A 25,960-nucleotide genomic window follows, 5' to 3' on the forward strand; every position below is an offset into this window, starting at 1 on the left:
AGGTCGCCGAAGGCTACTTCTTCGAGAACGCTGGCGCGGAAGCGCGAAAATCTACCCAGTTCGCCTATGACGGCGTGTTTGACAAGGACGGCAACACCGTCCTGCAGGTTTCGGCAGCCCGCCAGCACCCGACGATCTTCGGCGATTTGCTGTCCTTCGTGACCGGCGGCGAACTCGACTGGAGCGCCTTTCCGCTGGCCGCGCGAAGCCAGATCGTCGTCCAGAACCAGTCAATCGAGCTGGTCATGGTTCTGGACAATTCTGGCTCGATGGGAAGCAAGCCGAAATCCGGTGGTGGCAAGCGCAAGATCAATACGATCAAGGAGGCCGCCACCAACCTGACCGCGCAGTTCCTGAAAGGCGCCGCCTCCTCGACCCTGGAACTGCCGGTGCAGTTCGGCGTGGTTCCCTTCGCCGCGGCCGTCAATGTCGGGCCGGACAATGCGAGCGCTGCCTGGATGGACACCAAGGGACGCTCGTCGATCCACAACGAGTATCTCGACTGGGCCAACTGGAAATCGAGCAGTGGCGCGAGGCTTGCGGAGAGGAGTGCGACCGACGACTACTGGCAGGAGATCTCCTCCAAGACGCCGCTGACACGGTTCTTCGTCTACAAGAATGGCGTCCACCGGGACGAACTGGGTCCGTGGAAGGGCTGCGTGGAATCGCGGCCCGGCGGTCTGGCGATCACCGACGCGGAACCGGCCTACCTCGCGCCAGACACGCTGTTCGTCCCAACCTTTGCGCCGGACGAATACGACGGCAGCAACGGCGACAACGACTACTTCATGGATGGCGGGACGTCGCGCATATCGGCTGACGCAGCGATGACGGCGCAATCGCAAATTGCTAAATATTTCGGCGCAAGTTCGCCGCGGGGAAAAGGCGAGGGGCCGAATCGCGGCTGTCGCACGACCCCCATCACGCCCCTGACCGACGTCAAAGCGACCGTTGATGCAGCGATCAACGCAATGACGGCGGCAGGGGAAACAAACATCCCCGAAGGCATAGCCTGGGGCTGGCGCGTGCTTTCCGCCCGCGAGCCTTTTAGCCAAGGGCGGGCCGAGGATGCCAAGGACAACCTCAAGGTCCTGGTGTTGATGACCGACGGCGACAATAATTACGGCGGCAACAAGAACGACTACAACGAATCCGGTTACGGGACATTCGGCTACGCCAGTACCTATGATGCCTATGGCAATCACCGCTGGGGCCGCATCTTCGATGATACCACCGGCAAAACCAACAAGAAGGCGCGAGCGTCGAGCTTCGTGACCGCGATGAACGAGAAGGTCGCGGCGATCTGCCAGAACATCAAGGATGATGGCCGCAAGGTGACCGGCGAGGACGGGATCGTCATCTTCACCATCGCCTTTGACCTGGAAGACGGCTCATCGGTCAAGAAGCTGTTGGAGCAATGTGCTTCCTACGGCATCATCGATCCGACGAAGAAGCTCTATTACGACGCCAAGAGCTCCAGCGATCTGCTCGCAGCCTTCGATGCAATCACGGAGCAGGTGTCGAGCCTGCGCATCGCCAAGTAGTGCATTGCGCAGATCCTTATTGCGGATCGCTCGTCAGCTCGAAGCGCTCGATGACGCTCGGCTGGATGACTTTCGCCGTCATGGTGACGAGAACGAGTTGGGCATCGAGGCTGTCGCCGACCTCCATGGCGCGTTCGATCCGCTCGCCGACCCGCAGTGCCAGCGCCACGTCGTTGGCGCCGGCGAACCCTTCGGCGCCGATCATGCAATAGGCAAGGATTTCCGCGGCGGCCTGATAGGCTTGCGGTGCGGGCGTCGCGCCGACAGCGTGATCCTTCATCAGATTGACCGCTGTCAGTTTCACCGCCTCCGGTACCATTCGCGGATGTAGATCGACGGATCGGAGCGCCCGATCGAGCTGACGCAGATCTTCTGACCGTCCGAAGATGCCGAAAAGGCCGAGTGAGGATCGTTGCCGGGTCATGGCGCGATCCTGCACGAGCCGGGGGGCCGCCGCACCCCCCCCCCCGCCGCACCGGCGCGGGGGGGGGGGGCCCCGGCGGGGGCGGCCCCGCCCGAGAGCGTGGCGCGGCCGGGGGGGGGCCGGGGGCGGCCGGGCGGGGGGCCCCGGGGCCCCCGCGGGCGCCGCGACAGTCTCTCGGGCGGGCCGTCACCGGCCGGGCCGCCCCGATGCTGAGGGATCCATCGCGCGAGCGGATGTCCGCGCCACGCCAGCGGTCCATCATCGGCATTTCCGGCTTCGTAACGTCTTCCGGGTTAATGCTGATGGCGTGTAAACCGGAGCAGACAGTGCCATCGACGGAATTCTTCCTGGGGGTCGTGAACGGGCTGGGCATCTTCGCTCTCGTGACGATGCTGTATGGCAGGGCGCTCCGCACAGCCGAGCCGGGAATTGCTCGCGGCATCGCGCTGGGCCTTTTGTTCGGGGTCGGTGCATCGCTGTCGATCGCAAATGCCGTCGAGTTGGCGCCCGGCTTGCGTATCGATCCACGTGCCGTGATGCTGGTTCTGGCGGCGCCTTTCGGCGGCCCGGGCGCCGCAACGGTGGCCGCGGCGGTGACCAGCGCCTATCGCCTGTATCTCGGCGGTTCCGCAGCGCTGCCCGGGATCGCCAACATCGTCACGACCGCCGGCGTGGGGGCGATCTTCGCCTATTGCATCTTCGAAAACATGCGCCCTGCCGGCACGCGCCAACTGCTCATGCTCGGCTTCTTCAGCAACGTGCCGCTGCTCTTCATCCTGACGGTTCCCGTCGACAATGCGGGGGAGATCTTCCTGCGGACGATCGGCCCGATGATCATCGCGGACGTCCTCGGCGTCCTCATCCTTGGCCGTTTCCTCTGCAATGAGCGCAAGGCCTTCGTCTTTGGTCGGGCTCTGGAAGCGGAGGCAACGACCGACCCGTTGACGCTCCTGCCCAATCGCCGCCATCTCGAGCGCCGCACCAGTGAGATGGTCGAGACGGCGCAGCGCAACGGTAAGCCGATATCGGTGCTGGTCATCGACATTGATCGCTTCAAGGAGGTCAACGACAATTACGGCCACGATGTCGGCGACGCGATCCTCCAGAAGGTCGCGGCGGTGGTGCGGGCCAGTGTCCGCAAATCCGACGCGCTTGCCCGGTTCGGGGGAGAGGAAGTCGTCGTGGCGATGGCCGACACCACGCTGGCGGCGGCAGCCCACACGGCCGAGCGGATCCGCTCCGCGGTTGATGCGGACGTGTTTCACAGGGACCGGGAGACGGGCAACGTCACCGTCAGCGTCGGCGTCGCGACCCAGCAGGGGGAGGACCTCTCCTTCAAACGCCTCTTCAAGGCTGCCGACGAAGCGTTGTTCCTGGCCAAGCAACGCGGCCGCAACCGTGTCGAGTTCGCTGTCCCGGCAAAGGAAGCAGCCGACTTCTCGACGTCTGGGTGTGTCGCCGCAGGACCTGCCAAGACTTCCCGCAGTAGCGATCAAACCGGGTATCAGATTGACCTATCTGGTCTTTTGCCGCCTGTGGTGGCGCCTTTCGTGGCTGTCGGCTCTATGCCCGCAACCCGATCAGCGCCGACAAAGTCGTCCAGACCAGCCAGACCATGCCGCCTGCGACGAGCGCCAGGATACCGATAGCCAGCAGTGCTGCTGCAGCCCAGCATGTCGGAGTACCTCGTTTGCTGACGTCGCCGCAGAGGCCGGCAAACCATGATGAAGGATGCCTTGGTGGACGGATAGTCTTTGAAACTCAAGGTATGAGCCGGTCAGAGCATTTCAACCCGACATCCCACCCTGCCAGGCAAGATGCAAGCGTTCTCCGCCAGATCCGGTTCGCGAAAGTCGGCTCTTGCGCTGATGCTTAACGATCAGGTCGTGTCCCGCGCAGTCCTTCGTCGCTTGTATGCTGTGATTCAGCGTTGGTTTGATCACAGTGAACCGGTCGGACACTCCCATGAAGGCCAAGTAGGATATCTGTGCACTACTCGGCCGGATAGTTGCGAGACCATCGGGGGGCGGCGAACTCGCTTGTCGCAGATGAGCAGGTTCAATTTGGGTGTCTGGCTGTGCGACGCGAAGAGGATCGCACTGCGCTTGCCCACCATGGCAGTCTCGTGGCGCGTAACGAAGCGCTCGGGTTCGGCGGACCCCGTCCGGCGAACAAGGCCGGCCGATATGTCAGACGAAGCTGCGCCTTCGAGAAAGTCGCTTCCAGCATTGGTCTATGAGTTCGGCTTGCTACTGCCCCTGGCGCTCATGCCGTGTCATTCAGTCGGAGCGCTTTCGGGGGCGGTGATCTACCGCTTGTGATGAGAGGCAACTTCTGCCCATCCGCGTCGTTCTACCGAAGATGTCCATCACCGGAGGCAGACCAATGAATATTCGAACCCCGGCCATCGTCGCTCTCGCTCTCATGGCCAGTGTGGGGCTGACCGCGTGCGGAGACCAGGAAGAGCGCGAAGAGGTCGACGTCGAAAACGGAGTGGAAGCGGAGGACGACTAGCGTCGTCGGGCGCCGGGCCTCATCGTAATCTTGCCACGACACGGCCGGCCGCTTCATCGCGATCCGGGCCCTCATGTCGACGGGGATCTCTTCGATCGCGAGCGCGATGATGGTGCGCATGTGCATGTCCGTGATGCCTGCGTCTGGGGGCAGGATGCCAAGGGGACGGACATAGCGAGATCGCCTAGACAAGAGAAGCCTCCGATTCTGGGTGAACCGGAGGCTAGGGGATGTTCTCGTTTTGATCTAGCTGGACGGCGCGTCGGCGATCGCATCTTTCAATATCGTCGCCGCCATCTCTCGCCGGATATCGGGGTCGTGCGGCGTCGGCATCCCGTGCACGATCATCAGCGCTGCCGCCGAATCATTTGCGAGCTTGATGGCGACATGCCTTAGACTGAGGACACCGTCAGCACGCAGCTGCGAGGGAAATGGCAGTCCGGGACGCCGCGCTACGTGAAAACCGTCATCATGGCGTGGGAAGCGCTGCCCATCGACGCGAAAGATCGGATCGTGGAGGCGGCGGAAGAGGACGGGTGATCTCGCCGGCACCAGTCTTCCGCGATCTTCGGCTGAAGCGTATAAAACTTTACGGAAGCTGGAGCAGGTGAGTCGGCGTGGACGAAAAAAGTCATCTCAATGTGACGATCTCCGAGTATCGCCTCGTCAAAGACCTTCTCCGTGTCGGTAAGCTGACCCGGGTCTACGTCGATCTCGCCGTGCGTGAAGCAGGCCTGGTTATCGGGCAAGATGAAATGATGCGCATCTTGTCAGAATGTCAGCCGAAATCGGTCACCGCCATCGCCCAACGTTTGGGGATTCGTCCGCCGACCGCGTCAAGGATGCTCTCATTGCTAGAAGCCAAGGGGTTCGTGCATCGCGTGGCAGATCCGCACGACCGGCGGAAGACGGGCGTGGTTCTCACGCCGGATGGCGCGGAGCTTCAACGATCTGTCGAAGCAATCCGGCAGCGCCTCGAACGAGAACTGTTCCGTGATCTTCCTCCGTCTGAAATCAGTGCAATCAGAGAAAGCCTGGAGCTTCTGGATGGCCATCTCAAGAACCGGGCGGAATCGCTCCGAAAGCGCCAGAAGCCCGACACCGACGAAGAAAACGCCCTCTCATTTGCCCGCTGAAGCCAGACTCCCGGTCCCTACGGCCGAATACCTTCCCCAGAGACTTCGGCCCCACACGCGCGTTCGCTGAATATAAACGAAATTACGTTAGGTCCGATGTTCGTAGGCGAGCTTCGGAGATTGACGATGTCACTAGGGCAAGCAGACAAACTTGCGATCGTTTGGCGCGAACTTTCGGCTGTCGTCGGGAACATCGAGAAAGCGCAGGATTTCTTCGCGTTCGATCCGGGGCAAGCGGATCCTGGTGACCCGGTGCCGTTCAACATCGAAAGCTCGCTGATCGAAGCCCTGCTTCAAGTCCGCTATATCCAGGAGCAGGTACACGCAATGGCCGCGGCTGCGGACATTGGATGGATCGTCAACGAGTTCAATGCGGGATGCCTTGCAGACCAGCGAGCGTTCAATGACGTGAGTAAGCCGATATAGCGGCAAGCCCTCGGCGCGATCGTGTCCCAGGGCGTGGTGTAGCTCACGGCTTCGCACGGCGCTTTCCGGCAAGGCCGGGCTGATCAGCGCGCCATTGCTGGCAGGCTGACGAGAGGATCATCGCTCAGGGGAGCGACAGATTCCAGTGTCATGTACCTGGCCCGCAGAACCGCCCACTCATCATTTTGCTCGAGCAGCAACTCGCCGACGAGGCGCTGGATGGCCTCATCGTTGGCGGCGTAGTCGATGTCCANTGTCATGTACCTGGCCCGCAGAACCGCCCACTCATCATTTTGCTCGAGCAGCAACTCGCCGACGAGGCGCTGGATGGCCTCATCGTTGGCGGCGTAGTCGATGTCCATAACGCTGTCGATCACGGCGCAGGAAGTCGAGGCGGGATCCTTCACCACATAGCTGACGGTGTTGGTGGCCGTATCGAAAAACGCTCTGGACGTCCGGTTTGACGGACATGTCGATGGGATATCCTGTCATGGCTTTCTCCCTTGCGTAACGTGTGTCGCCGCAGCCTGCTCTCCCGGCTGATACTGTATCTTGAACAGGCCAAACCAGTTTCCCCGTTCGCGCAAAAGCGGTGTCACCCGGAACCCGAATATCACGCCAGCTAAAGCGCTCTGGGCGCCGCCGCGTTGACACGGGTCAATGTGCTCGGAACGCCTTCTTGGACGTGGTCATCTTCTCGCGAAGTTTGACGGGGAGTACGACGTCTGATTCGCGCAGGTGCCTTTGATCAGCTCGGAATACGTTGAAGAATACGTTCGTTATATCGCCGAGCGTAGTGGCCAATTCCCAGACAGAATGTTGGCGTGAGTCTCGCCGTCTGTGTAGGCGGCAAGAAGGCCGGACATATAGCAGCGCCGGCTAGGTCTGCCGCGCAGAAGTCAAATTCCACCAGTGGTAAGGCTGCTTCCTTCATCGGAGAGCGGCCGGGAAAGTTCGCCGCAGAAGTTTATGTCGCCGTTCGTCTTTTTCACTTCAACGGGCAACAGCCGCGAGCCGGCGCGTGTCTTTGGCCCGATCCTCAAGGCGGCCTTGAAGATGTGCGATGTGGGGAGAGACGCGAATGGCAAGCTTCGTGTCCCAATTGGAAGCATGCCGAATTTTCAGTTCCGGAGATCCTTGAGCGAGCGTGGGTTTCGACCCAGCCATCCACCTGTTTCGCACAATGTTTCGACACAGGTGCGCGGAAACCCTGTGTCGAAACACGAGATTTTTGGGTCGAAACCCCAGGCCGCTGCCCTTCTGACCAACGCGCAACCGCGTCGTCATCGAGTCGCGGAAATTACCAAGCCGTCCCCACCCCGTCCCCCGCTCACTGGCTACCACATTCCGTATCGTCATAAGTCTTTGATGACGTTGGTGATCCCGACTGGATTCGAACCAGTGACCCTCAGATTAGGAATCTGATGCTCTATCCTGCTGAGCTACGGGACCCACGCGATGCAACATAGTCGAAGCTGAGGGTATTCGCCAAGCCCGCTGGCGGCGATGACCGGGAGTGGCGTTAGCGTACGTTCGCATCGCTTTGGGCGAGCAGCAGGGCGGCCCCGCCGCGGAGCGACACCGTGATCGGGCCGAGCGCCTCGTTCGACTGGGTGAGAATCGAGTGGAAGGGCAGGTCGACGGCCTCAAGCGGCCATTTCGCCCCCGTGATGGTCAATCCCGAGACGTCCGAGAATTTCAGGATCGAGAACTGCGCGCCGGGAACCAGATCGAAGCATCGCCGGTCCGGGCCGAGAGGCCACGCGCGTTCGATGCCGTCGAAGAGCTCCACCTCGATGCCGCGGGCTGCATAGCGCAGCGCCAGGATCAGATGGGCAAAGGCGTGATCACTGCGCGGCCCGCCGAGGGCGCCCACGAGAAGCAGCCGGCTTGCGCCGCGTGCCAGTGCCGCCTCGATGGCGATCTCGCCATCGGTCATCGCCTTGTCGCGGGGGTAGGGTTCGCGCGGCAGGCTGGTCATCTCGATCGCTGGCCGCGGCGGGCTGGAATCGAAATCGCCCACCCAGAGTTCCGGCGTCACGCCCAACGCCGCGGCGTGGCGTACGCCGTCATCAGCCGCGATCACCCGCGTGCCGGCGATCGCGATTGCAAGATCGGGGGTCGGGGCGACATGGCCGGCAAGGAGAACGGAAAAGCGCGACATCGTCGCTCGCCTATAGCATTGCCCGGAAAAGGCCAATTGCCAGCTGTGAGGCTACCGGACGAAGACGGACGTGGTCGGCAGTCCAGCAGAAGTGGCGCCGTCCCACGCCACGCCGCCAAACTCGGGACAGGACTGGGAGCGAGGTTTGCGTCCATAGGACTAGTAAAGCCAAGAAAAGCCGGCGCCCTTGCCTGCGGTCGGTGTGCCCTCTAAGTCTGGAATTGCTCACACGGGGTGCCTTCGGGCTGAGAGGCGCAGGCCGACCCGACGAACCTGATCCGGATCATGCCGGCGTAGGGATGCGAGCGTCGGTGGGTGCCACGCGGACGCTTTCGTTTCGAAGGCCGCCGCACCGAAAGGCACCGCAATGGCCAGACTTTCCGATCAATTTGCGCTTGCAGCCTGGGGGCTCATCGCCTGCACTGCCCTGCTTGCGGGGCCGAAGGTGGCGGACGCCCAAGTCGAAAAGCCGGTGCTCTCCGTCTACACCTATGAGAGCTTCACGCCCGAATGGGGTCCGGGACCGAAGATCGAAGCCGGCTTCGAGGCGGTGTGTAATTGCGACCTGCGATTTGTCGGCCTCGAGGACGGCGTTGCGATCCTCAACCGGTTGAAGCTGGAAGGACCGTCGACCGAGGCCGATGTCGTCCTGGGGCTGACCACCGATCTCATTCCCGAGGCCAAGGCGACGGGCCTGTTCTCGCCCAGCGGCGTCGACCTGTCGGCGCTGGATGTCCCGACCGGCTTTTCGGACGAGGTCTTCGTCCCCTACGACTATTCGTATCTGGCCTTCGTCTACGATACGCAGGCGATCGCCGAGCCGCCGGCGAGCCTTGAGGATCTGGTCAATGGCGATCCGGAAATGAAGATCGCCATCGAGGATGCTCGCACCTCGACGCCGGGGCTCGGCTTGATGCTGTGGATGAAAAAGCTTTATGGCGACGAGGCGGCGGCGAAGTGGAAGCAGCTCTCGCGGCGGATCCTGACGGTGACGCCCGGCTGGAGCGAGGCCTATGGCCTGTTCACCAGCGGGGAGGTGCCGATGGTGCTGAGCTACACGACCTCGCCCGCTTATCACATGATCGAGGAGGGGACGGATCGGTACCAGGCCGCAAGCTTTGCGGAGGGGCAGTATCTGCAGATCGAGGTGGCTGCGATGCTGGAGAAGACCGACCATCCCGAACTCGCCACGCGCTTCCTGACCTTCATGCTGTCCGCCGACGTGCAGTCGCTGATCCCCACGACCAACTGGACGCTGCCCGTGCTGGACGGCGTCGAACTTCCGGAAGCCTTCGACCGGCTGGTTCAGGTCGATACGCCGCTGATGATCGATCCGCAAACCGTCGCGGCCAACCGCCGGGAGTGGACGCGGGAATGGCTCGAGGCCATCGGCCGCTGATGGTCGGGGCGGACGGCACCGCATGATGAGACGAACATGACCGGCGCTGCGGACCGTGCCTGGCGGATCGGCCTCGGCCTCGGAGCCGCCACGATCCTCGTCGGCTTTCTGGCTGGCGCCTTCTTCGTTCTTCTCGTAGCGACCGGTGCGGCGCCCGATTTTCGGACCTTGGCCGGTGATCGCTACCTACTCGGCGTCGTCCTGTTCACCTTGGAGCAGGCGGTGCTTTCCACGCTCCTGTCGGTGGCAGGTGCCATTCCGCTGGCGCTCGCGCTCCACCGCGCGCGGTTCCCCGGTCGCCGGGCGGTGCTTCGCCTTTTCCTGCTGCCGCAGGCGCTGCCCGTGCTCGTCGGCGCGCTCGCGATCCTGACGATCTGGGGCCGCAACGGCATCGTATCCGACGCCTTCGTGGCAGTCGGGCTCGCGCGGCTGGATATCTACGGCCTGTCCGGCATCCTGATCGCCCATGTCTTCTTCAACCTTCCCCTGGCTGCGCGTCTGATGGTAGCGGGCCTTGACCGCGTGCCGGCAGAAAGCTGGAAGCTGGCCGGGCAACTCTCGCTGAGCCCGCTCGCCACCTTCAAGGTGGTCGAATGGCCTGCCCTGCGCAGTGCTCTGCCGGCGGCGGCCAGCCTGATCTTCATGCTCTGCGTGACCAGCTTCACCTTGGTCCTCGTACTGGGCGGCGGACCCGGTGCGACGACGCTGGAAGTCGCGATCTACCAGTCGCTGCGCTACGATTTCGATCCCGGTCGCGCGATCACCCTGTCACTGACGCAGATTGGCCTGACGGCGATCATCCTGTGGTTCGCGACCCGCCTCGGTGGCGATGTGGCCGCCGGCTTCGGCCTCGGCGGCCGGGCGCTGCGCTACGACCGCAGGAGCCGCGGCCGCGCAGTCTTCGATGCTGTGATCCTGTTTCTCGGCATTGCCTTCGTCCTGTCGCCCTTCATCGCGGTGGTGGTCCGCGGCCTGGAAGCGGATCTGGCGCGGCTCCTGGCCGATCCGGCAGTGCATCGCGCGACGCTGACCAGCCTCGTCATCGCCATCGCGGCGTCGCTTCTGGCCCTGGTCTTGTCGGTCGCCATCGTCCTGGCGATGGAAGCGTTGCGCGCTGGCCCGTGGGGGGCACGACAGGCGGGGGGCGAAACGCTGCGAAAGGGGATGGAGACGACAGCAAGCCTGGTGCTCGTCGTGCCACCCATTGTCGTGGGGGCGGGCTGGTTCCTGGCCCTCAGGCAGGTCACCGATGTCTTTGCCGCCGCACCCTATGTGGTGGTCGCCACCAACGCGGCGATGGCCGTGCCCTTCGTGGTGCGGATCGTCGGGCCGGCACTGTCAGCGGCGAACCGCGCGACTGGCCGGCTGGCTGACAGTCTCGGCCTTGCCGGCCTGTCGCGACTGCGTGTGGTGGACTGGCCGGTGCTGCGCGCACCGGTTGCCCTCGGCTTCGCCTTTGCCCTGGCGATCTCGCTCGGCGATCTCGGCGCCATCGCCCTGTTCGGCAGCCAAGATCTGGTGACATTGCCCTATCTTCTCCTGCAACGCATGGGCAGCTATCGCACCAGCGATGCCGCGGGGCTGGCGCTCCTCCTCGGTATCCTCTGCTTGTCGCTGATGGCGCTGGCCGAGCGCGGCCTTGCGCGAAGGAACCGGACATGAAGGACGCTCTTGTTTTCGACGATGTCCGCTTCGACCATGGCGACAGCGAGATGCGTTTCGACCTGGCAGTGAAAAGCGGCGAGTGGCTGGCGGTCATCGGTCCCAGTGGCGCCGGGAAGTCGACGTTGCTCGACCTTGCCGCCGGCTTCGCGGCGCCCTCGGCGGGTCATATCACCATAGCCGGGCGACCGATGGCCGGCGTTGCCCCCGCAGAACGGCCGCTCAGCATCGTCTTCCAGGACAACAACCTGTTCCCCCAACTCGACGTCTTCCGCAATGTGGCCCTGGGCATCGCACCGGATCTGCGGCTCACGGCGGCGGATCGACGCCGGGTCGAGGGGGCGCTGGCGGAAGTCGGGCTGGCGGGCTTCGGCAAGCGCCGCCCGAGCGAGATGTCGGGCGGCGAACGCCAGCGCGTAGCGCTGGCTCGCGTCTTCCTTCGCGACCGTCAATTGCTCCTCCTGGACGAACCCTTCGCTGCTCTGGGGCCCGCCCTTCGGCGCGAGATGCTGGCAATCCTGACGCAACTGCGGGCGGCCCGCACGCAGCCACCGGCGATCGTCATGGTCACGCACCATCCGGAGGACGCAGTCGGCCACGCCGATCGGACGGCGTTTCTCGAAGCGGGGGCAATCGTTGCGATCGGACCGACGCGTACGCTTCTGTCGGGAAGAGCCGATCCGCGCGTGGCCCGCTATCTCGGCACGCTCCCGCCGGAGCGATCGACCTAAACCGCAGCGCCTCGTTCGTCGCAAAGCCGTCGCGATCGACGCATTTCCGGCGGATTTACCCGATACCGAAAAGGCGAGGGGCAAGAGACAAAGCGGCGGCGCTTTTTCGGAATCTGTTGCTGTTCGATCCTAACTCGTGTGACAGCGGTTCGGGTAAGCGTTGGTTTGGAAGGCGAAGGGTTGGGGGCGACGATCGCAGCGATGGCAATGAACTCCGGTCCTGATCGTGCGGGACGCCTTATGCGCAGCATGATCGGCGGTGCAGCGCTCGTCGCGATGCTGGCAGCCGGCGCCTGCACGTCGATCGAAGAGGGGCTGGACGGTCTTTCGCCTGCCAGCAGCAGCGTGCAGGCCGGCTATGCGGCGACGCGCCGTCCGATCACTTTTGAGAACGTCCAGCGCAGCGATCCGCAATCGGTGATTGGACGCTCCCAGCATCCCAAGATCCTGGCCGCCTATGGTGGTGCCTATTCCGATCCAAAGCTGGAGCGCACGCTGGCGACCATTGTCGGCAAGCTGGCGGCGGAAACCGACGATCCGAACCGCGCCTATCGCATCACCATACTGAATTCGCCCAACGTCAACGCCTTCGCGCTGCCGGGCGGCTACGTTTACATCACCCGCGGCCTCGTGGCGCTGGCCAACGATTCGGCCGAGGTCGCAGCGGTCATCGGCCACGAGATGGCGCATATCACCGCCAACCACGGCATCGAACGCCAGCAGCGCGAGCAGGCCGCCGAGATCGCCAGTCGCGTTGTCAGCGAAGTCCTGGCCAGCGAACCGGCCGGCCAGGTGGCGCTCGCCCGCGGCAAGCTGAGCCTTGCGCAGTTCTCGCGTCAGCAGGAACTGCAGGCCGACGTCCTGGGCATTCGTCACATCGCCAAGGCTGGCTTCGATCCCTTCGCCGCAGCGCGGTTCCTCAAGGCGATGGATTCCTACGCCAAGATTCGCACCGCCTTCCAGGCCGGCGATCCGGAACTCGACTTCCTCGCCTCGCACCCCTCGGCGCCGCAGCGGATCGATCTCGCCAACCGGCATGCGCGCGAATATGGCCAGCCAGGGACTGGCACGACCGATCGCGATCGCTACCTGGCGGGCATCGACGGCATGCTGTTCGGCGATTCGGCAGTCGAGGGCTATGTCCGTGAGCAGCGTTTCTATCATCCAGGCCTCGGCATCACCTTTGAGGTGCCGAAAGGGTTCGTCATCGACAACACCGCCGAAGCGGTTCTGGCCAGCGGTCCGAACGACACCGCGATTCGTTTCGATGGTGTCGCACTGCCCAAGACAACCGGTCTCGTCGATTACGTCAGTAGCGGCTGGATCGGAGGCCTCGATCCGTCGAGCATCCGGGCATTCAAGATCGGCAATCTCGACGCAGTTTCGGCCCGGGCCGAGGGCGGGGAATATGTCTTCGACGTGACCGTCGTGCGCGTCGGCGGGCAGGTCTATCGCTTTCTGACGGCCGTGCAGGCCCGTTCGGCCGGGACGGCGGCCGGTATTGCAGGGAAGGTCGCGGGATCGTTCCGGCTACTGGGCACCGCCGAGAAGGAAAGCCTAAAGCCGCTGCGCATCCGGATTGTCACCGCTTCGCCCAATGATACGACGGCCTCGCTCGCCGGCCGGATGGTCGGTGTCGACGGCAAGACGGCAATGTTCCGGCTACTCAACGACCTGGGTGCCAGCGACACCGTGAACGCGGGTGAGCGCTACAAAATCGTCGCCGAGTGACCTTCGCCTGCTCGCCGGGGTGCGGCGATAATAGCGGACCGAAACGAAAGAGGGCTCCCGACCGGGAGCCCTCTTTCGTCAACCTGTCGTCTTGCGATCAACTTACATAGGCACTGCGGTCGGCATTGGTCTCGAGTAGCGCGGCCCGCAGTTTCTCCAGCGCCCGGGTCTCGATCTGGCGCACACGCTCCTTGGAAATGCCGAGCTTGGTGCCCAGCGCTTCCAGCGTCGCGCCGTCGTCCTGAAGCCGACGCTCGCGAATGATCTTCAACTCCCGTTCCGAGAGCACGTCGAGGGCGCTATGCAGCCAGGTCACGCGGCGCTCGTCGTCGATCGACACCGACACCATCTCGTCGGGGAGGGGGGAGTTCGACACGAGGAAATCCTGGCGGTCGGCACTGCCGGACTCGTCTTCCATCAACGGTGCGTTGAGCGAGGAATCGGGACCTGAAAGGCGGGAGTCCATCAGTGCCACATCGCCTTCCGACACTTTCAGTGCGGTCGCTATTTCCTTGTACATCGCACTACCGGTAACGCCGCCATCGGCGCCTTGGCTCAGCCGTGCCCGCAGGCGACGCAGGTTGAAGAAGAGCGCCTTCTGGGCGGAGGAGGTACCGCCGCGAACGATCGACCAGTTCCGCAGGATATAATCCTGAATCGAGGCACGGATCCACCAGGTCGCGTAGGTCGAAAAGCGGACTTCTCGTTCGGGTTCGAACCGGGCCGCGGCTTCCAGAAGCCCGACATGGCCTTCTTGGATAAGGTCGTTCATCGCCAAACCGAAATGGCGGAACTTGGCCGCCATGGATATGACGAGCCGCATATGGGCGGAGGTGATTTTGTGAAGGGCTTCCTGGTCGCGCTTTTCCTTCCAGCGCACCGCCAGTTCGTACTCTTCCTCGCGCTGCAGGTAAGGGGCAGACATGGCCGCACGGATCAACGTACGGCGAGCGGACTGTGACTTCATCGGTTACCCTCCGGTCAAGCTTATGAGGCGCCGTGGCCTACCGAGCGAGGCTGCTTGCGGGTTCACGCGTCGGTGCTGACAAAACACCGTGACGGCGCAAACGTTCCCGGAGGGGAAAACTTTTTTGGCCTAGGTAGTGGGGTTGCGGGGTTCGGCAAGGGAAGCGAGTGGCTTCAGGCAGATGACACTGCTTCACCGGGGCGCATTCGCCGTCTCCACATCGGCAGCCTACGCTAGCCCCTGCCGACGGGCAACCACAAGAAAGGCCGGCTCACCTCGTGGTGGCCGGCCCAATCCCATCTGCAGGCGGTGGTCAGTTGTGTGGACTGCCTTAGGCAGCCTTTTCCTGCTCGGAGGTTTCGCCGGTTGTGGCAGCAGGCACGTCGGTCTCGCCCTCGGCTTCTTCCTCGCCCTTGGCACCGCGCTTCGGGCCTTTGTTGAGGTTCAGCTCGATCAGTTGCACGGCTTCGGTCTCGGAGACCTCGTTGACTGCGGCAAGCTCGCGAGCCATGCGACCGAGCGCAGCTTCGTAAAGTTGCCGTTCGGAATAGGACTGCTCGGGCTGGCTGTCGGCCCTGTAGAGATCCCGGACGACCTCGGCGATCTGGATCAGGTCGCCGGAATTGATCTTGGCGTCGTATTCCTGTGCACGGCGGCTCCACATGGTCTTTTTCACGCGAGCGCGGCCCTGCACGACTTTCAGCGAGCGCTCGACGAAATCCGTTTCAGAGAGTTTGCGCATGCCGACGGCGTCGGCCTTGGCGACCGGTACCTTCAAGCGCATCTTGTCTTTCTCGAAGTCGATGACGAAGAGCTCGAGCTTCATGCCCGCTACTTCCTGCTCCTCGATGGCAACGATCTGGCCGACGCCATGAGCCGGATAGACAATGCTCTCTCCGGTTTTGAATCCCTGGCGGTTGGAAGCCTTCTTCTGACTGCTCATACGCTTTTTTAAACTCCCTGTTGTGCCTGGCCGCGGCAGCCGCTAGACACGGGTGGCGGCGCAGGCGCCGCCGTTTGCTTGGGGCCCGGCGGTACTTGCCGGACCGCAGTCGATCGGTGTAATCGCCTCCCGTGTTCCCGCATGAGCACCGCATGGACCGAAGAGGGTCGCAGGCGGTTGATCATTCAACTCGGTAGGGGAAGCATCCTTTTCGGACAGGCCCGAGAGCGCTGGACGGCGTCAAGAGCTGGCCATCAGGCCGACTGTGTGACGACAGTACACCAATCAGACGAAAAATTCAAGGTTTTGCCGTTTGGTTGGCTGTTCACCGCGGCGCAGCATCGGCGTGCCACGAATCGTGGACCTGCTTGATGCGCCGCGTCACCCATGCCTCCCGGTGGCGGATCGTTCAAAGGCGCAATCAGCGCGGACCGGGTCCGCCAGCTGACATCGTCACCGGTACGCGGAAGTGCAGATAATTCGTATCGAATTCGCCGACGCGCGCCAGGGCCGGCCAGTCCTTGATCGTCATGCGCGAGCGTTCCCGATCGATCAGGTTTTCGGCCTTCAGTTCCTGCAAGACCCGATTGACCGTCACGACCGTCAGCCCGAGCGCATCGGCCAGTTCATGCTGGGTGAGCGGGAGGTGGTAGACGAGATCCGGCGCGAGTTGCACTGCGCGTAGCCGGACCGCGAGTTCGCAAAGAAGATGCGCCGTGCGACTCTTGCCGGACAGGCGGCCGAGCCCCACGATCCATTCGCGGAAGATCGCACCATCGATCAGTGTCTCCAGCCACAGTGCAGCGGCGACATTGGGCCGCTCACGACACAGACTCCAGACGGCTTCATGGGGAACGAAACCGACTCGCGAGGGTGTCATCGCCGCGAAGCTGTGGTCCATGTAGTGGATGTGCAGGCTGTGCAGGTCCGGAATGTCGCCAGGAACATGAAACGCGATGATCTGCCGCCTGCCGTCGCGGATGTTGCGATAGCGACAGGTAAAGCCCTCGACCAGAATGCAGCAATGGGAGACCGTCTGGCCCTCGCTGACGATATCCTCGTCTGCCTGCACGTCGCGAATGATGACAGGCAGAGCCGAAAGCGCAGCCCGATCCTCGTCATCCAACTCCGCCACCTTGTCGAGACGAGTGATCAGCTTGCGATGGGCATCGTTGGTCAACGCGCAGCCTTCCTTTCAATCCCGCTACCGGAGACATCGTGAGCTTTCCAGCGACTGCTATCGTTCCGTGTCGCCATCTCACCCGCATGACAGGCGGATGCCGGGGCTGCAAGGCCGTTCTTGTTTGGGAAGCTGATTGCGGGATGCACTTGGAATGGTGCGCGACACATGTGCCACGGACCGGGAGAATCGCCACACCCTCACCGAAGATTAATCATTTCGAACAAGAACGGCGCGACAGTCGAACGAGTTCAATGATCCGATTGACCGGGTATCGTGGCCGATTTCGATCTCTTCTTCGTGCTCCTGAACGGGCTTGGCCTGATGGCGCTGATTGCCCTGGCCTTCGGCACGCTCGAGCGTCTGGTGCCTGACCACTCGTTGCGGCCATGGCTGCACGGGTCGGTCTTCGCGCTTGGCACGATTGCCGCGATGCTGTCTGCAGCGCCGCTCGCCGATGGTATCATCATCGACGTGCGCTGCGTGATCGTCGCACTGGCAGGAGCCTTCGTAGGTTGGCCGGCCGCTTTGCTAGCAGGGCTCGCGGGCGTGCTCTTCCGGATCTGGCTCGGGGGCGTCGGTGCGCCCATCGGTGTCACGACGGTCGTGTTTGCCGCCGGCGTGGGGCTGGTGTGGGGTTGGCTGTACCGGTCCGGCCAAACGGCGAAACGTCGTCATCTCATGCTGCTCGGCCTCGTCGTATCCGCCCATGTGGCGCTGTTCATCTTCTTGCCCGTGCCGGATCCTCTGACGTTAACGGCGCGCGTGATCCCCTATGTCGTACCGACCTATCTGGCCGGCGTCTTCGTGATGGGCTCGATGATGCAGCGAGAGGCGCGGATGATCCGACGCGAGCAGAGCCTGGAAGTGGACGCCTTTACCGATTCCCTCACCGGTCTCGCCAATCGCCGAGCCTATGACGCGCTGGTTGCCGACGAATTGGCCAAAGCTCGGCACGGCCCGGTGGGCGCCGCACTCCTCGTGGTCGATTTCGATTATTTCAAGCAGATCAACGACACTTATGGTCACGAAATCGGCGACGAGGCGTTGAAGGCTGTCGGGAAGATCATGAGGTCCTGCGTGCGGCACGGCGACTATGTCTGCCGCCACGGCGGTGAGGAATTTGCGGTGATCCTGCCGCAGACAGGGATCCCACAGGCGCGACGCGCAGCAGAGCGCATACGTCACGCCATCGAAACCGCCCCGCTGACTGCCCGGGATCGGCGCCTGTCCCTGACTGTGAGCATCGGCGTTGCCGCCACGCCCCAGCATGCCGACGACGCGGACACCCTCTATCGCTGCGCCGATGCAGCGCTCTACGAGGCCAAGAGCGAGGGCCGCGACCGTGTCGTGGTCTATGGCCGCAGGCAGTCAGGTTTGTCCGTGCTAGCGCTCGAACTGGCATCCCCGATCAAGGCGGAGAGCCTGGCGATTGCAGGCTGACATCTGCGTTCCGGGAAGGCGACAGAATCATCCCCGGGCGAGAGCCGCCTCGGCAAGGCGTTGCCAATAGCTTGCGCCATAGGCAATCGCGTCGTCAGCGAAATCGTAATTCGCGCTGTGCAGGCTGGCGCTGTCGCCGTTTCCGACGAAGACATAGGCGCCGGGGCGTTTCTCCAGCATGTAGGAGAAGTCCTCGCCGGCCATCAGCGGCGCGGCGGCTCTGTCCACAGCGTCGGCACCCACAATCTCGGCCGCGATTCCCGCGCAGAACTCTGCTTCTTCGGCGTCGTTGACCGTGATGGGGTAGTTGCGGTCGTAGTCGACCCGCACATTCGCGCCATGCGCCGCGGCCACCCCTGCGGCAATCTCGCGAATCCGCACTTCGGCCAGTTCGCGCAGTTCGTGCGACAGCGCGCGCACAGTTCCGGACACCATCGCTTCGTCCGGTATGACATTGTGGGCGAAGCCGGAATGGAACTGAGTCACCGAGACGACCAGCGACTGCAATGGATCGGCGTTACGCGCGACAATCGCCTGCAGTCCCTGAACAATGGCGGCGCCGACGATGATGGGATCGACCGTGCGATGGGGCAGGGCGGCATGGCCACCACGGCCGTCCACGGTGATGATGAATTCGTCGGTGGATGCCATGATCGGACCCCCTCGCATGCCGAACCGGCCGACAGGCATGCCCGGCAGGTTGTGCATGCCGTAGACGCGGCTGATCGGCAGCCGGTCGAACAAGCCGTCCTCGATCATCGCCTTCGCCCCGGCGCCGCCTTCCTCCGCTGGCTGGAAGATCAGGGCAACCGTGCCATCGAAGGCGCGCGTTTCGCACAGGCTGCGGCCGGCCGCGAGCAGCATCGCCGTATGCCCGTCATGACCGCAGGCATGCATCACCCCGGGCACTTGCGAGGCATATGCCACACCGGTCTCCTCGGTGATCGGCAACGCGTCCATGTCCGCCCGCAGACCGACCATCGCACCACCGGCGCCGCTTCGGCCGTGTACGAGGCCAACGACACCGGTCGTGCCCATGCCGGTAATCACCTCGTCGCAGCCGAAATCGCGCAGCTTGCCGGCGACGAAGGCCGCCGTCTCGTGTACGTCGTAAAGGAGTTCCGGCCGCTGGTGCATGTGCTGGCGCCAGCCGGCTATCTCCAGTTGCGCGTCCGCGATTCGGTTGTTGACAGGCATAGCGACTTTCCGACTCTCTAGTCCGGACCTACAAAGAAATGTGAGGTCGATGCGTCAATCCGGCGTTGCCATGCTTGGGTCACAGGCGGAGGCTACGCGCCCGCAGGCTGTATCGGATCGGCGACGAACGGCAGCCTGACCGCAATCAATGAAGGAATCCAGCGTGAAGACGCGCGCGTCCCGATCATTTCCGGCTTTTCCCCTTGTTTGCCTTTTGTCCCTCGCTCTCGCGGTGACGCCGTGGGGCGGCGGAATCGCGCTGGCCCAGACGGCAAAGGCCGAGACGACCGAAAAGTCCGAAACGGCAGCGGTCCAGCCGATGGCCTCGATCGTGGTAGATGTCGCGACGGGCAAAGTCTTGTCGCAAGAGCGTGCGTCCGAACGACGCTATCCCGCGTCTACGACGAAGCTGATGACCGCGTATCTGGTGCTGGCGGCCTTGCGCGATTCGAAGCTGGCGCTCGACTCGCCGGTCATCGTCACCCGCCGCTCTGCTGCCGAGCCACCCAGCAAGATGGGCTTCAAGCCGGGTTCGGTGATCCGGCTCGACCTCGCCATGCGGATGATGCTGGTGAAGTCGGCCAACGACGTTGCCTATGCTATCGGCGAGACGGTCGGCGGGTCGATGGAGTCATTCGTCGAGATGATGAACGACACGGCCGCGCGGCTTGGGATGGCAGATACGCGCTTCATCAACGCCAATGGGCTGCCGGGCGAGGGACAGTACTCCTCGGCCAGGGACCTCGCCATCCTCGGTCTCGCGATCCGCCGCGAGTTTCCGGCCTTTGCCGACTATTTCGGTACGGAGGCGATCTCCACCGGTTCGGCGATCATGAACAACGGCAACAAGCTGCTCGGCCGATTCGACGGTGCCGACGGCATGAAGACTGGTTATATCTGTGCGTCGGGATTCAACCTCGTGTCCTCCGCGACACGCGACGGACGCACGCTCGTGGCGGTGGTGCTTGGCGCAAACGGCACTATACCGCGCGAACGCTATTCCGCCGAGATACTGGAGGCGGGCTTTGCAACCGACCCTGCGACGGTGGACCTTCGGGTCGACGAACTACCGCGCGCATCCGGCGACCTCGTCGATATTTCCGAGTATATCTGTTCGCCTGAGGGCCGAACCGCGCGGGCCAACGAAAGGGTCGAGGAAAGCGGGCGGGACCAGACCTTCGGCTCACCCCACATGCACGATCTCGAGCGTTCGCCTGTCGTCTTCCGGGTGAGCCTCGGTGGCGCCGCCGGCAACGAGATCGCCGAGCCCGGCATCTCAGTCATTGCTGCCTATGGCATTCCGCTGCCGACGCCGCGCCCAGACTATACGCCGCCAACCAAAGCGGATGTCTCCAGCGAACCGGGCGGGCCTGTCCCGGAAGAACCGCAGGCCCCCGCCGCGACCAGCGAGGAAGCGGTCGACGGGGAGGAGGCCAAGGTCACCGCCGAAGGCGCGGGCGACAGTGCAGGCAATTCCGAAGCCACGGGCCCGGGGGTTGATCGTGACGGAAAGACCTCGCGCCTTTCCATCCGCCACGATGACGCGTTAGCACTGCGCGAGACGACGACGGCGCCGGTGCCGCGTGCGCTCGAACGGACGCCAAACTGACCCGCGCCGAGCTCAGGCTGACCGTTCTCACAGGGTTCCTCGGGGCCGGCAAGACGACGCTGCTCAACCGTCTTCTCGCCGAGCCGGCCGTGACGAACGCAGCCGTGGTGGTCAACGAATTCGGCGAGACCGGAATCGACCAGCTTCTCATTGAGACCGCGTCCAGCGATGGCGTGATCGAACTGTCCGACGGCTGCCTGTGCTGCAGCGTGCGCGGCGAACTGGTCGATACGCTGGTCGATCTGGCCAGGCGTCCGCGGCCCGAGGGCGAGCCGCCGCTGGAGCGGGTGATCGTCGAGACGACCGGGCTCGCAGATCCTGCGCCGATCCTCGCTTCGCTGATGGCCCAGCCTGCGCTTCTGGAGGCCTATGTGCTGGACGGCGTGGTCGCAGTTGTCGACCGTCTGGCCGGAAGCCGCAATCTTGTCGAACATGCCGAAGCCCGGCGGCAGGTGGCCGTCGCCGACCGCATCGTCGTGACCAAGGGTGATCTCGCCGACATGGCCACCCGCCCCGCGCTCGACGCTGCACTGGCCGGGCTCAACCCCCGCGCCCAAATCATCGATGCAGGGGACGGACGACTGCTGGCGGACCGCCTCCTGAATTGCGGCCTCTACGACCCGGCCACGGGAGCCATAAACGCCTGGCGCTGGCTTGGCCTTGCTGGCGAAACCGCCATTCCGTTTGAGGCACTGGAGACATGCGACGATGTGCATCCCAGCCATCACCATCATGGTGAAGGGTCCCATTCGCATGGCCGCATCCGCTCCTTCTCCCTTGTCGAAAGCAGGCCTATCGCCTGGGAAGCGGTCGAGGCGTTTCTCGATCTTCTGCGCATGACCCAAGGCGAACATATCCTGAGGATGAAGGCGATCGTCCATCTTCGCGAAACCCCCGATCGGCCTGTCGTGCTTCACGGCGTCCGCGAATACCAGCATCCGCCGGCGCGATTGTCAGCGTGGCCGAAGGGCACGGAACGCGAGACGCGAATCGTGCTGATTGGTGATGGGCTGCCGGAAACCTATGTCCGCGATCTTTTTGCTGCGTTCACCGGCGGTGCCCGTATCGACGCGCCCGATCGCGCGGCTCTCGAGGACAATCCTCTCGCGGTGCCAGGTCACAGCTTTTTGTGATCTTCAGGCTCACGCCCGCGCCTCAGTAAAATGAACGGCGGCTGCCGTGATGTCCTGCGATCTTCCGATTGCGGTGCGACGACCCTATCTGGTGGGCAGCGCCTGCTACCCCATTTCCGCATGTGAAGGTCCCCCATGAGCGAGTATGCGATGGATCCCCAGATCATCGTCGATTTCTGGCGTGATGCCGGCCCGAAGCGCTGGTTCGCCAAGGACGACGCGTTCGATGCCACGATCCGGCACCGCTTCGGCGATATCTACGAACAGGCGGCGGCGGGCGACCGCGACACCTGGATCGAAGAGCCGACCGGCGCGCTTGCTTTGGTCATCCTGCTCGATCAGTTCCCGCGCAACATCTTCCGCAATTCGCCGCGGGCATTCGCAACCGACGACAAGGCGTTGGCCATCGCCCGCATTGCGCTCGAGCGCCGCGACGATCGGATCGTCGGCGAGGATCTGAACGCCTTCCTCGCCATCCCGCTGATGCACTCCGAAGATCTGGCCGACCAGGAAGCCTGTGTTGCCTGGATGGAGAAGATCGGCGAACTGGCGAACCAGAAGGCTGCCGAGGAACACCGCGACATCATCGCCCGCTTCGGCCGCTTTCCGCATCGGAACGCCGTTCTGGGGCGTCAGTCGACAGCCGAGGAGAGGGAATTCCTCGAGTCGGGTGGGTTCTCAGGCTGAAACGGCCCGGTCCGTAACTTTTTAAAGTTCTCGGCGTATGCCTCGTTAAGCCCCTTCCCATAACCTGTAGCCGTCAACGAGATTTTCGTAATGGCGGGCGAAGCGGGACTGCTGAAAGTGACCGATGGTAGCCAAACCCTCAATGACTGAGATGTTCGGAGCCCTTCCGCCGGTAACTCCTGTCGTTCCGCTGTTCGAGGGTTCGCCCCCCGTCTTGCCGGAGATCGATCTGGCGGTACCGCAGGCCCGCATGTCCCGGCATCTGTCGATTTATGCACCGAATGCCGTTTTCGAACTGGTTGGCGAACTCGCACATTTGTCGCGGCGAGCGATCGAGCCGAACGTCTTCTTCGATCCGCAGTTTCTGGCGCCGGCCATGCCGCGGCTCGATGACCGAAAGGTCAGGCTTATGGTCGTGCGCGACGAAAAGGGCACCCGCAGCCGGCTGCGCCTGCTGATGCCGTTTTCCGTCGAGCGTTCCGCCTTCATAGGTGGCGTGTCGACCATTCGCGCCTGGACCCATCCCTTCGGGCCCCTCGGCACGCTGCCGGTCGATGGCGACGATCCGGACGAGACGCTGGCGAGCTTCCTATCGACCCTAACCCGGCCCGAGCTTGGCCTGCCCGACATGCTCGTCGTCCCGGATGTGCGCATCGACGGGCCGATGGCGACGACGCTGCTTGCCGTGGCGGGGAAGGGCGGACTCCCGACGACAGTCGTGAACACCACCTCCCGCGCGGCGCTGGTCAAGACCGGCGACGGCGCGATACCGACGTCGTTGTCCGGCCGCCGCCGGCGCGAACTCGCCCGCCAGGCTCGCCATCTGGCCGAGACTGGTCGTGTGTCGCTTCGCACGGCCCAAAGCCCTGATGACGTCCGGCTGGCGCTGGAGGATTTCTTCAGTCTGGAAGCCAGTGGTTGGAAAGGCCGTCAGCGCACCGCACTGATCATCGACCGCTACCGCTCCGCTTTCGCCCGCGAGGCGATCAATGCTCTGGCACAGGACGGCCGGGTCCGCATCTATACCCTGCATGCCGGGAGCCGCCCGGTGGCCAGCCTCGTCGTGCTCGTCGATCGCGGCGAAGCCTATGCCTGGAAGACCGCCTATGACGAGACCTTCGCCGCGGTGTCACCGGGGCAGCAGCTCGTCGCCGCAGCGACCAGCGCGATGCTGGGCGATCCCGCGGTCGAGAGGGCCGATTCCTGCACGGTGCCCGACCATTTCGTCATGAACCGGTTCTGGCCCGACCGGATCGCGGTGGGAACGCTCGTCATCGGCCTGACGTCCGACAGCGGTAACCGAGTCGAGAAGGTCGCCCGCGGGCTGGCTTCCATGCGTCGCTCGCGCAATCTCGTCCGCCTCACGCGTCAGCGTCTGCAGGGCATGCTCGCCGTCCGCTAGGCGGGTAGCGGAGCATTCTCCGTGGCGGCTTCCGCCGCCTCGCGCGCCGCTCTGTCGCGGAACTCACGGCGGACGATCTTGCCGCTGGTCGTCAGCGTCATCCCATCCACAAAGGCGACCTCGCGGGGATATTCGTGGGCCGACAGGCGCTCGCGCACGAAAAGCTGGATGTCCCGCGCCAGGTCCGCGCTAGGCGTATGGCCTTCGGTGAGAACGAGATAGGCCTTGACGATCTCGGTGCGCAACGGGTCCGGTTTGCCGATTACCGCGGCCATGTGGACTGCCGGATGGGCGAGGAGGCAGTTCTCGACTTCGCCCGGTCCTATCCGGTAGCCGGCTGACGTGATGATGTCGTCGTCGCGCCCGACGAAGCGAATATAGCCATCGTCGTCCATCTGGCCCTGGTCGCCGGTCATCAGCCACGCGCCGATGTACTTGTCGCGCGTGGCCTCCGGATCCTGCCAGTAGCGGAGGAACATCACCGGGTCGGGCGCCGCCACGGCGATCGTTCCGGTCTCACCGCGCGGAACCTTGCCGCCGTCTGTGTCCAGGATCGCGACATTGTGGCCGGGCACCGGCTTGCCGATCGCGCCGGCGCGCGAAACGCCTAGGGCGGCCGACGATCCCAGCACCATGTTGCACTCGGTCTGGCCGTAGAATTCGTTCACTGTGACGCCAAGCGTGTCTCGGGCCCAGGCGAAGGTGTCGGCAGGCAGCGCCTCCCCGGCAGAACCGATGGTGCGCAGGTCGAGCCCGGCGATCGCCTCCGGCGTCGCTGCGCCCTTCATCATTCTGAGCGCGGTCGCCGGCAGGAAGGCGTTTCGCACCGTTTGACGGGCCATCAGCGCGAAGGCTGCGGCGGCATCGAACCGGTCGCGCGAATAGACCACCGGGACGCCGAGGAGCAGAGAGGGCAGGAGCGCGTTGAGAAGGCCGCCGGCCCAGGCCCAGTCCGCTGGCGTCCAAATCCGGTCGCCGTCCTGGGGCATTCCTTCATGGTGGAAGCGCATTCCGGGCAAATGGCCGAGCAGCACCCGGTGGCCGTGCAGGGCGCCCTTGGGAGGGCCGGTCGTGCCGGAGGTGAAGATGATCATCGCCGGGTCGTCGGGTGTGGTCGGCGCAACCGGCGACGCATCCGGCGCCAAGCGTTCCAGTTCGGCCAACTCAAGCATGTCGGCGCGACCGGCTCCTACAGTGACGATTTCGGCGAGGTCCGGCAACGGCCCGGTGATTGCCGCATGGACCGGCAGTCCGCTCGCATCGATTACCGCAAGCCTTGCGCCCGATGCACGCAGGCGTAATTCCAGCGCTTCCGGTCCGAAGCGCAAGGCCAGTGGCACGGCGATGGCGCCGAGCCGGTACACTGCCAGATGCACAATCGCCGCTTCGAAGCTCTGCGGCAGTACGATCGCCACCCGGTCGCCCCGCCCGATGCCGCGCGCCGCAAAGGCGGCAGCCAGCCGGGCGGAGCGTTGCGCCAGTTCGCCGTAGCTGAGCGAAACCGCTGGCTCGCTGCCGCGATCCTCGATCAGGCAGATGCGGTCCGGATCGACTCGCGCCCAGACATCCGCGCAGGCTTCGGCGATGTTGAATCTTGCCGGCAGGTTCCATCGGAACCCGGCGCGCAGCGTCTCGTAGGTGGGAGATATGATGGTCATGTCGTTCCGA

22 protein-coding genes, 1 tRNA gene, 2 pseudogenes and 1 riboswitch are annotated in these 25,960 nt (G+C 63.9%); of the genes and pseudogenes, 13 read left to right on the plus strand and 12 right to left on the minus strand.

The features are described 5' to 3' along the window. Positions 1-158 precede the first annotated feature (158 nt). Entirely contained in the window at positions 159-1,544 is a 1,386-nt protein-coding gene (locus VQ042_RS09235; protein ID WP_331818510.1) for a hypothetical protein, read from the plus strand. A 16-nt stretch (positions 1,545-1,560) separates the two neighbouring features. Here the strand turns inward: VQ042_RS09235 and VQ042_RS09240 are convergent, their stop codons facing one another. Then, positions 1,561-1,848, minus strand: a complete 288-nt coding sequence (locus tag VQ042_RS09240) for a hypothetical protein (RefSeq protein WP_331818433.1) — start codon at positions 1,846-1,848, stop codon at positions 1,561-1,563. A 98-nt stretch (positions 1,849-1,946) separates the two neighbouring features. On the opposite strand from VQ042_RS09240, the gene VQ042_RS09245 reads away from it, so the two are divergent. Continuing rightward, positions 1,947-3,617: a GGDEF domain-containing protein gene (locus VQ042_RS09245; RefSeq protein WP_331818435.1), complete on the plus strand. Its 1,671-nt coding sequence runs from the start codon at positions 1,947-1,949 to the stop codon at positions 3,615-3,617. A gap of 703 nt (positions 3,618-4,320) precedes the next feature. Here VQ042_RS09245 and VQ042_RS09250 read toward each other — a convergent pair. Together VQ042_RS09250 and VQ042_RS09255 are read right to left on the minus strand one after the other, a co-directional pair. Then, positions 4,321-4,602 (minus strand): hypothetical protein, encoded by a 282-nt coding sequence (locus tag VQ042_RS09250; protein WP_331818437.1) that lies wholly within the window; start codon positions 4,600-4,602, stop codon positions 4,321-4,323. Positions 4,603-4,728: 126 nt separating this feature from the next. After that, a complete protein-coding gene (locus VQ042_RS09255) occupies positions 4,729-5,034 on the minus strand; it encodes a hypothetical protein (protein ID WP_331818439.1) in 306 nt (101 codons plus the stop codon). Positions 5,035-5,099: 65 nt separating this feature from the next. Between VQ042_RS09255 and VQ042_RS09260 the strand changes: the two genes are divergently transcribed. Both VQ042_RS09260 and VQ042_RS09265 read left to right on the plus strand, forming a co-directional pair. Beyond that, complete coding sequence (locus VQ042_RS09260) at positions 5,100-5,618, plus strand: MarR family winged helix-turn-helix transcriptional regulator (RefSeq protein WP_331818441.1); 519 nt, start codon at positions 5,100-5,102, stop codon at positions 5,616-5,618. A 126-nt stretch (positions 5,619-5,744) separates the two neighbouring features. Next, complete coding sequence (locus tag VQ042_RS09265; RefSeq protein WP_331818443.1) at positions 5,745-6,044, plus strand: hypothetical protein; 300 nt, start codon at positions 5,745-5,747, stop codon at positions 6,042-6,044. An 83-nt stretch (positions 6,045-6,127) separates the two neighbouring features. Here VQ042_RS09265 and VQ042_RS25965 read toward each other — a convergent pair. The 4 genes and pseudogenes from VQ042_RS25965 to VQ042_RS09285 form a co-directional block, all read right to left on the minus strand. Further along, a pseudogene (locus tag VQ042_RS25965) lies at positions 6,128-6,385 on the minus strand (hypothetical protein); the annotation flags it as partial. Beyond that, positions 6,386-6,536, minus strand: a pseudogene (locus VQ042_RS09275) (MBL fold metallo-hydrolase); the annotation flags it as partial. It lies immediately after the preceding pseudogene. 883 nt (positions 6,537-7,419) lie between these two features. Beyond that, positions 7,420-7,496 (minus strand) — tRNA-Arg (locus VQ042_RS09280). 70 nt (positions 7,497-7,566) lie between these two features. Continuing rightward, positions 7,567-8,208: a thiamine diphosphokinase gene (locus VQ042_RS09285; RefSeq protein WP_331818445.1), complete on the minus strand. Its 642-nt coding sequence runs from the start codon at positions 8,206-8,208 to the stop codon at positions 7,567-7,569. A gap of 220 nt (positions 8,209-8,428) precedes the next feature. Next, positions 8,429-8,525: riboswitch (TPP riboswitch) on the plus strand. A 50-nt stretch (positions 8,526-8,575) separates the two neighbouring features. Here VQ042_RS09285 and thiB point away from each other — a divergent pair. The 4 genes from thiB (at position 8,576) to VQ042_RS09305 (ending at position 13,731) form a co-directional block, all read left to right on the plus strand. Continuing rightward, positions 8,576-9,607, plus strand: a complete 1,032-nt coding sequence (gene thiB, locus VQ042_RS09290; protein ID WP_331818447.1) for a thiamine ABC transporter substrate binding subunit — start codon at positions 8,576-8,578, stop codon at positions 9,605-9,607. A 36-nt stretch (positions 9,608-9,643) separates the two neighbouring features. After that, the gene (gene thiP / locus VQ042_RS09295; RefSeq protein WP_331818449.1) at positions 9,644-11,269 is read left to right on the plus strand and encodes a thiamine/thiamine pyrophosphate ABC transporter permease; all 1,626 of its coding nucleotides are present in this window, start codon (positions 9,644-9,646) and stop codon (positions 11,267-11,269) included. Next, positions 11,266-12,000 carry a thiamine ABC transporter ATP-binding protein gene (locus tag VQ042_RS09300; RefSeq protein ID WP_331818451.1) on the plus strand — a complete coding sequence of 245 codons (735 nt, stop codon included), beginning with the start codon at positions 11,266-11,268 and terminating at the stop codon, positions 11,998-12,000. The genes thiP and VQ042_RS09300 overlap by 4 nt, the downstream gene beginning before the upstream one ends. Before the next feature lie 240 nt (positions 12,001-12,240). Then, positions 12,241-13,731 carry a M48 family metalloprotease gene (locus VQ042_RS09305; RefSeq protein WP_331818453.1) on the plus strand — a complete coding sequence of 497 codons (1,491 nt, stop codon included), beginning with the start codon at positions 12,241-12,243 and terminating at the stop codon, positions 13,729-13,731. Between the two features lie 97 nt (positions 13,732-13,828). Here the strand turns inward: VQ042_RS09305 and VQ042_RS09310 are convergent, their stop codons facing one another. From VQ042_RS09310 to VQ042_RS09320, 3 genes are all read right to left on the minus strand, one after another. Then, the gene (locus tag VQ042_RS09310) at positions 13,829-14,698 is read right to left on the minus strand and encodes an RNA polymerase factor sigma-32 (protein ID WP_009210780.1); all 870 of its coding nucleotides are present in this window, start codon (positions 14,696-14,698) and stop codon (positions 13,829-13,831) included. Between the two features lie 331 nt (positions 14,699-15,029). Further along, positions 15,030-15,641 carry a CarD family transcriptional regulator gene (locus VQ042_RS09315; protein ID WP_331818460.1) on the minus strand — a complete coding sequence of 204 codons (612 nt, stop codon included), beginning with the start codon at positions 15,639-15,641 and terminating at the stop codon, positions 15,030-15,032. A 421-nt stretch (positions 15,642-16,062) separates the two neighbouring features. After that, the gene (locus VQ042_RS09320; protein ID WP_331818462.1) at positions 16,063-16,821 is read right to left on the minus strand and encodes a Crp/Fnr family transcriptional regulator; all 759 of its coding nucleotides are present in this window, start codon (positions 16,819-16,821) and stop codon (positions 16,063-16,065) included. A 276-nt stretch (positions 16,822-17,097) separates the two neighbouring features. On the opposite strand from VQ042_RS09320, the gene VQ042_RS09325 reads away from it, so the two are divergent. After that, positions 17,098-18,264 carry a GGDEF domain-containing protein gene (locus VQ042_RS09325; protein ID WP_331818464.1) on the plus strand — a complete coding sequence of 389 codons (1,167 nt, stop codon included), beginning with the start codon at positions 17,098-17,100 and terminating at the stop codon, positions 18,262-18,264. A gap of 27 nt (positions 18,265-18,291) precedes the next feature. Here VQ042_RS09325 and VQ042_RS09330 read toward each other — a convergent pair whose 3' ends face one another. Then, positions 18,292-19,461: a M20 aminoacylase family protein gene (locus VQ042_RS09330; protein ID WP_331818467.1), complete on the minus strand. Its 1,170-nt coding sequence runs from the start codon at positions 19,459-19,461 to the stop codon at positions 18,292-18,294. 148 nt (positions 19,462-19,609) lie between these two features. Here VQ042_RS09330 and VQ042_RS09335 point away from each other — a divergent pair, with 148 nt between their 5' ends. The 4 genes from VQ042_RS09335 to VQ042_RS09350 all read left to right on the plus strand — a co-directional run bounded on the left by VQ042_RS09335 (position 19,610) and on the right by VQ042_RS09350 (position 24,292). Next, the gene (locus VQ042_RS09335) at positions 19,610-21,070 is read left to right on the plus strand and encodes a serine hydrolase (RefSeq protein ID WP_442880061.1); all 1,461 of its coding nucleotides are present in this window, start codon (positions 19,610-19,612) and stop codon (positions 21,068-21,070) included. Next, positions 21,067-22,203, plus strand: a complete 1,137-nt coding sequence (locus tag VQ042_RS09340) for a CobW family GTP-binding protein (protein ID WP_331818508.1) — start codon at positions 21,067-21,069, stop codon at positions 22,201-22,203. Before VQ042_RS09335 ends, VQ042_RS09340 begins: the two co-directional genes overlap by 4 nt. 135 nt (positions 22,204-22,338) lie before the next feature. Next, the gene (locus tag VQ042_RS09345; protein ID WP_331818469.1) at positions 22,339-22,890 is read left to right on the plus strand and encodes a DUF924 family protein; all 552 of its coding nucleotides are present in this window, start codon (positions 22,339-22,341) and stop codon (positions 22,888-22,890) included. Positions 22,891-23,041: 151 nt separating this feature from the next. After that, positions 23,042-24,292, plus strand: a complete 1,251-nt coding sequence (locus tag VQ042_RS09350; RefSeq protein WP_331818471.1) for a GNAT family N-acetyltransferase — start codon at positions 23,042-23,044, stop codon at positions 24,290-24,292. On the opposite strand, the gene VQ042_RS09355 is transcribed toward VQ042_RS09350, so the two are convergent. Further along, entirely contained in the window at positions 24,289-25,950 is a 1,662-nt protein-coding gene (locus tag VQ042_RS09355) for an AMP-binding protein (RefSeq protein WP_331818473.1), read from the minus strand. The genes VQ042_RS09350 and VQ042_RS09355 overlap by 4 nt on opposite strands. Positions 25,951-25,960 lie beyond the last annotated feature (10 nt).

The sequence above is a fragment of the Aurantimonas sp. A2-1-M11 genome (assembly GCF_036549475.1).
GTDB lineage: Bacteria > Pseudomonadota > Alphaproteobacteria > Rhizobiales > Rhizobiaceae > Aurantimonas.